Raw genomic sequence first — 6,822 nt, forward strand, 5'->3', positions numbered from 1 at the left:
AAAATTGCAATAAAAGACCCAAGAAAGAAGCGTACCCTTAATAAGGATCTGTTTACCACTGATCGCAACGAAATACTGAACAATACAGAGATCAATACGATTGTAGAATTAATTAATGATGCCGATGCTGCTTACGAAATTGTTACTACTGCATTAAGAAACGGTAAAAATGTAGTTTCTGCCAATAAAAAAATGATCGCCACCCACTTAAAAGAACTGGTAGATTTACAGCAAAAGCATGGTACTTCTTTATTGTACGAAGGAGCCGTTTGTGGCAGTATTCCAATTATCCGTAACCTGGAAGAATATTACGACAATGAATTATTCCATGCTTTGAGTGGAATTTTTAATGGCTCATCTAATTACATACTGTCGAAAATATTTAATGAGAACCAAAGTTACGACTCGGCTTTAAAAGAAGCACAGGAATTAGGTTTCGCAGAAACCGACCCGATTTTGGATGTGGGAGGTTACGATCCGAAATATAAACTGGCTATTGCTACAGCACACGCATATGGTTTATTTGTAAATCCAGATGCTATTTTAAACATTGGTATACAGAACCTTTCTAAGCACGACATTAAATATGCACGTGAGAAAAACTTTAAAATTAAATTGGTTCCTACGGCACGTAAAGTGAATACAAAAGATATCGTGACTTATGTACTACCGAAGCTGGTAGCTAAAGATGATTTCCTTTACAACGTGGAAAATGAGTACAATGCAGTTGCAGTTCAGGCGGCTTTTGCTGATAAACAGTTTTTCTATGGTAAAGGTGCTGGAGGCCACCCTACAGGTGCAGCTGTACTTTCTGACATTGCTGCTTTGCGTTACGATTACCGTTACGAGTATAAAAAATACCACTCGGAAAATGGTGTTAAGCATACCGAGGAAATTTTATTGGAAATTTATTTACGTTATGCTGATGAAGATCTGATTACACTTTTGGAATTTGACAACATCAGCGAACGTTATGCTGCAAGCAGCTATAAATATGTGGTTGGAACAGTTAAGCTAGAGAGTTTAATTAAAAACCGCGACTTGCTTTTGGATGAATCTGTTTTTGTGGCCTATACTGGCAGACAGATTTACAAACAGGAGCAATTGAGTGAAAATGTTTTTGCCCAGGAATTGGCAAGCCTATAATTTATTTTTAAGGTTAATTTTTTTATTTGTTTTGTTGTTAAGCACAAAGGTCGGAGCGAGTCCGACCTTTTGCGTTTATGTAAAATTTTCAAGTATCCGTTGCTTATCTTCGTTTTCCTTATCGTTTTTATGGTAAAGTTCAATGAAGACTATCTTTTGCTCTTCTTCATAAAACGCATAAATTAACCTCAAACCAGAGTTTACTCCCCAACCTTTTAAACTATCACAGGTGATTTTCTTAATTTTAATTACACATGTACTAATACCCAAATTATCAATACGAAAACTAAAAGGATTGCGTTCATCGGGCTTTACCCTTAAAATTATCTTTACATCTTCCAAATCAGATTGCAAACTACGATATCGCTTCAAAAGTTTTTTTAGATCCTTTTCAAATTCATTTAGTGATTCAAAAAGCATAATTAATTATTTTCTTCTTCATCATAAACCCGAACAGAATAAGGTAATTCCCGATAGAAAGCTAAATTATAACTAATATCCTTGCCTTCTTCTGTTACTTCCCATGGTAAATCTTTATGGGAATAATCGCTTATAGCTGTGGCCGACCAATCGCTCATTTGCTCGATAACTTTATCTATAACATCTTTTTCACTTGCTTTAAGCATAGTTAAATCAGCTTTTTCAAGTGGCAGATAGCGCTTTTGTGGGTAACCTTTAAATTCTGTTTTTATTCGTTGAAGCTGATTTGCGTCTATCATTTGATTGATAATAGCATCTAACTTTTGAGGAACAGGGCCATAAGGCAATTTTTTATACTTCGCTCCTGTTAAATGCTCTTCATATAATTCGTAATAATTAAAATCAGAAAAATAAAGGAGTTTATACAATACGGTTTCACCAACGTTAGGTTTGCCGGCGCAGTGCTCTAAAATATAAAGCAAAACATTTTTAAACTTATTTATATTTAGAGTTGGAACAGAAATACGCTCCGCTATAACCTCGTCGTGTGATTCGCTGGATGCTTTCAAACTTTGATTGGCCAGAAAATCTTTGGTCATAAACTCGTCTAAAGAAAAGCCCAGCACTATTGATAGTTTTTGCATTTCACTTAGGCTCACTACCCGATTTCCCAATTCCATTTGGGTTAAAGATGGTCTTGAAATCGCGATACTTTTTGCTAAATCTTCTTGCGAGAAACCTTTACTTAAACGTAGATTAGCTATTCGCTCGCCAATTTGCTTTTTTGATAATTCTTTTCCCATACTACAAACATACAACATGTTTTAAAATAAAACAACGAATTGATAGATTTAAGAACAATAATTATTTCTGGATAAATTGCTCTGATGCTACCACAATGAAATCTTAAAACTTCTATAAATGTAAATTGAAGAAATATCTATTATTTTACCTTAATGTATTTCTCAATAATTACGCGGTCAACACCGGCGGCCTCCACTTTTTCAACCCCTTTCTGAATCAAAGTATCTTTATGGATGGCGAGTTTAAAGTTAAATATTTTGCCTTCCCAATCTTTGTTTTTATAATATTCAAGGTGTTCGGTATAATCATCGCCTTTTAAAACGAAAGTTCCTCCTCCTGCATCGAAACTGCTGGTATCTTTAGGATTAAGGCTATGTTTTAAAAATGCAAAATGTGTGTGATTAAACATCTTGATCATTTTTAGCTTGCCAGAATAATCTGTTGTTTGGCTTGTTCCATTTTCGATGGTTGTAGCCGATAATAATTGCCAGGTACCCTGAATATCAAGATCTGAATCTTTTTTGCTTCCATCTTTGTTAACACAAGAAAATAATGAAAGCACTGCAAATAGCATTAAAATGTTTCTCATAAACGGGATTTATAATTTGGTTATTATTTGTTTTAAATATTTATCCCCTTCCAGCCATTTTGATCAGCTTATGTGCGAGGTCTTTCCCTAAGTAGCCATCAATTATAGCGTGTACGATATATAAAATCGGGGTCATTAAAATAGCCACAACAAATTTATAGGTATATCCTACTAAACCAATGGCAAAAACCTGTTGCCAGCTATAGTGGTATTGAGGGTTTATATAAAATGCAATAAAAATCACCACAAAACTATCAATAAACTGAGAAACCAAAGTAGAACCTGTAGCGCGTAACCAAAGTGCCCGCTCCCCTGTTATTTTTTTAATCTTATGAAATATCAATACATCAACCATTTGCCCGATAATAAAGGCCGTAATTGATCCTACGATGATCCACATCCCCTGCCCGAATATCCCCGCAAATGCATTATTCATATTGAGGTCTTCTCCATTTATATTTTGATGTACCCAGAAATCGGCGGCGGTTAAATGCATTGATCCCCAAACCACAAGAAAGGCAAATGCAATTAATATAGCAGTGAGAATAGACAAAAATCGAACTTGTTTCACACCAAAATATTCATTGATAATATCTGTCATAATGAAAATAATCGGCCAGGTTAATACTCCTGCCGACATTACAAAGGATAGATGCGGAACACCCAGTAAGTTTATATCGAACTTTTTAAAGCCCAGCGTTTCTTCAACACTGAACAATTTAACTCCAATAAACTCTGATAATATAGCGTTTGCTACAAAAAAGCTACCCAGAATGAGTAGTAAACGGCTTTCTTTTGTCTTAAAAGTCATAGACTATAAATCTAGAAATAAATAGCAGATTTAGCATAGCAATCATCACATTTTTAACAGAGATAACACAAAGATTACGCATCCACCCTAGTGTATAATTAGTTTTAACTAAAAATATGATTTTTACAATCGTTCGACGGTAAAAATAGGTTAACAAATTAAATCTCCCAATCTTTGCGGCATCAAAATCTGGTATATTCATGGCTAAAAAACGACACTTCTATCTCATACTCATTTTAGGTTCATTGGCAGCGCTTGGCCCCTTCTCTATCGACATGTATCTGCCTGGTTTTGTTGATATAGCAAAGGATTTAAGCAGTAATGAATCAACGGTAGCCCTATCACTATCAAGCTTTTTTATCGGGATTTCTGCCGGCCAGTTATTATATGGACCACTCTTGGATAAGTTCGGAAGAAAGAAACCGCTATATTTTGGTTTAGCACTTTATATCCTTTCCTCTTTTCTTTGTTTGGCTGTAACTGATGTTAACCAATTAATTGTTTTACGTTTTGTACAGGCTATCGGAAGCTGTGCCACGGCAGTAGCCTCTGTTGCCATGGTACGGGATCTGTTTTCGGTAGAAGAAAGTCCGAAAGTATTTGCTTCCTTAATGTTGGTCATCGCTGTTTCACCTATGCTCGCCCCAACGGCAGGTGGCTACTTAATTTCGGCCCTGGGCTGGAAATATGTCTTCGTGTTTTTAGGATTGATGGCGGTTTTAATGCTCTTAGCTTCAATTTTCAAACTACCGGAGAGTTATAAGCCCGATCCGAATTACTCTTTAAAACCAAAGCCTATTTTAACCAATTTCTTTACCGTTTTAAAAGAGCCTCAATTTTATACTTATGCGTTGATCAGTTCGATTACCTTTTCGGGTTTATTTGCCTATGTATCTTCGTCGCCTCAGGTATTTATGAAGATTTATGAGGTAAGTAAAACAGGCTACGGATGGATTTTCGCACTGCTTTCTGTATCATTTATCGGATCGAGTCAGGTAAATAGCTTGATACTAAGGTGGTTTACCAGCAAAAATATTATAACCTATGCCCTTATTGCACAATGTATTTTCAGTTTAATCTTTTTGGTTTTCGCCTTAAATAACTGGTTAAATTTATATTCTACCATAGGCTTTATTGCATTATTTTTGGCCTGCTTAGGTTTAATTAACCCAAATGCAGCTGCCTTGTCGCTCGCTCCATTTACCAAAAATGCGGGTAGTGCATCGGCCTTAATGGGTGCCTTGCAAATGGGATTAGGTGCGCTGGCCTCGGTAATGGTAAGTTTATTTAGCGAACACTCAGTTGTACCTATGCCTTTGGTAATGACGGCAGCAGCATTTATTGCTTTAGGTTGTCTACTAATCGGCAGAAGGTTTATCACCACTGAAGTGGAGTCATCGACTGATGCTGCTGTTGCAGCGCATTAATAAATATAGAATATCATCCGAGGGCTAATTTATTGGATTAAAATCAATCTCGAGGGGTCGTCATTTCGACCGAAGTGGAGAAATCTTTTAAATTCATTTTTTGCTTCAAAGATCTCTCCATTTCGCTGCGCTACAGTCGAGATGACGACCATTCTACTGGAATAACAACTTATCATACGGTCTCTCCGTGTGTTGGGGACGGAACTATGGTACAAATAACTTGTAAATCAAATAGCAAACAATTGTACCCACTGCTGCGATGATAAAGCCACTTAACCGTTTCTTTTTGATAAAACAGATTAAGATAATTCCTGAAATAGACACCAATGTCATCAGTACTGCCGAAATATCGATAATCCACGACCAGGCCTTACCAGAATCTCTTCCTTTGTGCAAATCGTTAATCACAGCCACGGCGCCAAACCTGGTAGTGGTTAATTCGTATTTTCCCGTTTCACGATCAATAAAAGAATCGGCAAGGTAGCCAGGGCCATTAAAGGTTAAACTCAGTTCTCTGTCATCTATCCTAAAATCGCTCAATGCGCCTTTAACCTCATGTTTAGTTCTAAAAAACTCAACAATTTGTAACTTGTTTATCTTATTGGTATCAGGTTGGTTTACCCATTTTAAGTTTACTGACCCGGAATCTTTAGTAACCACTTCTTTACCAGAAGTAAACCAATCTGCATGATTTAAGGTTAAGCCCGATACCGCAAAGAATAGCAGAATCGTAAAACTGACCATCGATAAATAAATATGCAGCCAGCGTGATAAACCAGCTAAACGCTTTTTAGCCTTACCTTTTCCGTTATCTTTTTTAACCTGCTTTTTTCCCAGTCCGTTAGGTGCAGCCGTTATCTTATTTTTTTGAGGTTCCGATTTTTCTGTAGTCAAGAGATGCTGATGTTAGTTCTGTATTTGGCGTTAATTCTACTTTTTGTGCCGAGCCTGTAAATTTCATTTCTTTCGCAATTACCTGATAAGTTCCATGCTCGCGGGCAACTTCAATAAAAACAGTATAAATGCCTGCTTTTACCAATTTCCCGCTATCGTCTTTTCCATCCCATGATAAGCTATATTTACCCGGGCCACGTGTTGCAGAACTCGTTGAGCTCAGTTTTCCTTCCGCTCCTTTTTTAAACTCCTCACCATTTGCGCGGTTCCATGATTTTAAATCTGGTAACCAACGTGGTTTGTTATACCAAATAGCCAGATTACGTACAGGGGCTTTAGCGGCATCTTCGATCCATACTGCCACAAACGGCCGACGGACACGTTTACCATCTGTAGATTCTATATTGGCAATTTCTAAGTTTACCACTAACTCATATTTAGTATTCCAAAGTTTATCAGCCTTGCTTGCTTTTTCTAAAACAGTAGCTGGCTTATTTAAAGCAAACTCGTAATTAGCCCATTCTTTACTTCTAATTTCTTTACCATCTTTAGTGATTAACAAGTATGCAATGTCATTTCTGGTCTTAGTCAATGCCTCGATCTCGGCAACAGAAAGCACATTAAAAGAAGTAGCTAAAGCCCCTGCTTCACTGGCGTCAGGACCAATAACCGTTGCACTGATTATTGCTGAAGCAGGCTTTCCGGTACGTGGATCCACAATATGTGAATAC

At 36.9% G+C, this 6,822-nt stretch carries 8 protein-coding genes; 2 read left to right on the plus strand and 6 right to left on the minus strand.

All coding sequences use genetic code 11. The features are described from left to right. On the plus strand, positions 1 to 1,146 hold a 1,146-nt coding region (locus ASU31_RS26835; RefSeq protein ID WP_057935309.1), incomplete at its 5' end, for a homoserine dehydrogenase. A gap of 75 nt (positions 1,147 to 1,221) precedes the next feature. Here the strand turns inward: ASU31_RS26835 and ASU31_RS26840 are convergent. From ASU31_RS26840 to ASU31_RS26855, 4 genes are all read right to left on the minus strand, one after another. Beyond that, complete coding sequence (locus ASU31_RS26840; RefSeq protein WP_057935310.1) at positions 1,222 to 1,566, minus strand: hypothetical protein; 345 nt, start codon at positions 1,564 to 1,566, stop codon at positions 1,222 to 1,224. A gap of 2 nt (positions 1,567 to 1,568) precedes the next feature. Beyond that, the gene (locus ASU31_RS26845) at positions 1,569 to 2,369 is read right to left on the minus strand and encodes a type II toxin-antitoxin system antitoxin SocA domain-containing protein (RefSeq protein ID WP_057935311.1); all 801 of its coding nucleotides are present in this window, start codon (positions 2,367 to 2,369) and stop codon (positions 1,569 to 1,571) included. Positions 2,370 to 2,509: 140 nt separating this feature from the next. After that, on the minus strand, positions 2,510 to 2,959 hold the full coding sequence (locus ASU31_RS26850) for a hypothetical protein (protein WP_057935312.1): 450 nt from the start codon (positions 2,957 to 2,959) through the stop codon (positions 2,510 to 2,512). 40 nt (positions 2,960 to 2,999) lie between these two features. Then, positions 3,000 to 3,770, minus strand: coding sequence for a queuosine precursor transporter (locus ASU31_RS26855; protein ID WP_057935313.1), 771 nt, complete (start codon positions 3,768 to 3,770; stop codon positions 3,000 to 3,002). A 200-nt stretch (positions 3,771 to 3,970) separates the two neighbouring features. On the opposite strand from ASU31_RS26855, the gene ASU31_RS26865 reads away from it, so the two are divergent. After that, positions 3,971 to 5,197, plus strand: a complete 1,227-nt coding sequence (locus tag ASU31_RS26865; protein WP_057935315.1) for a multidrug effflux MFS transporter — start codon at positions 3,971 to 3,973, stop codon at positions 5,195 to 5,197. A 204-nt stretch (positions 5,198 to 5,401) separates the two neighbouring features. On the opposite strand, the gene ASU31_RS26870 is transcribed toward ASU31_RS26865, so the two are convergent. Next, positions 5,402 to 6,091 (minus strand): PepSY-associated TM helix domain-containing protein, encoded by a 690-nt coding sequence (locus ASU31_RS26870; protein WP_083505563.1) that lies wholly within the window; start codon positions 6,089 to 6,091, stop codon positions 5,402 to 5,404. Beyond that, a partial coding sequence (locus tag ASU31_RS26875; RefSeq protein ID WP_157258346.1) for a DUF2271 domain-containing protein occupies positions 6,057 to 6,822 on the minus strand: 766 nt, incomplete at its 5' end. The genes ASU31_RS26870 and ASU31_RS26875, both read right to left, overlap by 35 nt.

The sequence above is a fragment of the Pedobacter ginsenosidimutans genome (assembly GCF_001442625.1).
In the GTDB taxonomy this organism is placed as follows: domain Bacteria; phylum Bacteroidota; class Bacteroidia; order Sphingobacteriales; family Sphingobacteriaceae; genus Pedobacter; species Pedobacter ginsenosidimutans.

Excerpts from the sequence above, each read along its gene's own strand:
- ASU31_RS26865 (WP_057935315.1), top strand. The coding sequence starts at position 3,971 with ATGGCTAAAAAACGACACTTCTATCTCATACTCATTTTAGGTTCATTG.
- ASU31_RS26845 (WP_057935311.1), bottom strand. The coding sequence starts at position 2,369 with ATGGGAAAAGAATTATCAAAAAAGCAAATTGGCGAGCGAATAGCTAAT.
- ASU31_RS26850 (WP_057935312.1), bottom strand. The coding sequence starts at position 2,959 with ATGAGAAACATTTTAATGCTATTTGCAGTGCTTTCATTATTTTCTTGT.
- ASU31_RS26840 (WP_057935310.1), bottom strand. The coding sequence starts at position 1,566 with ATGCTTTTTGAATCACTAAATGAATTTGAAAAGGATCTAAAAAAACTT.
- ASU31_RS26855 (WP_057935313.1), bottom strand. The coding sequence starts at position 3,770 with ATGACTTTTAAGACAAAAGAAAGCCGTTTACTACTCATTCTGGGTAGC.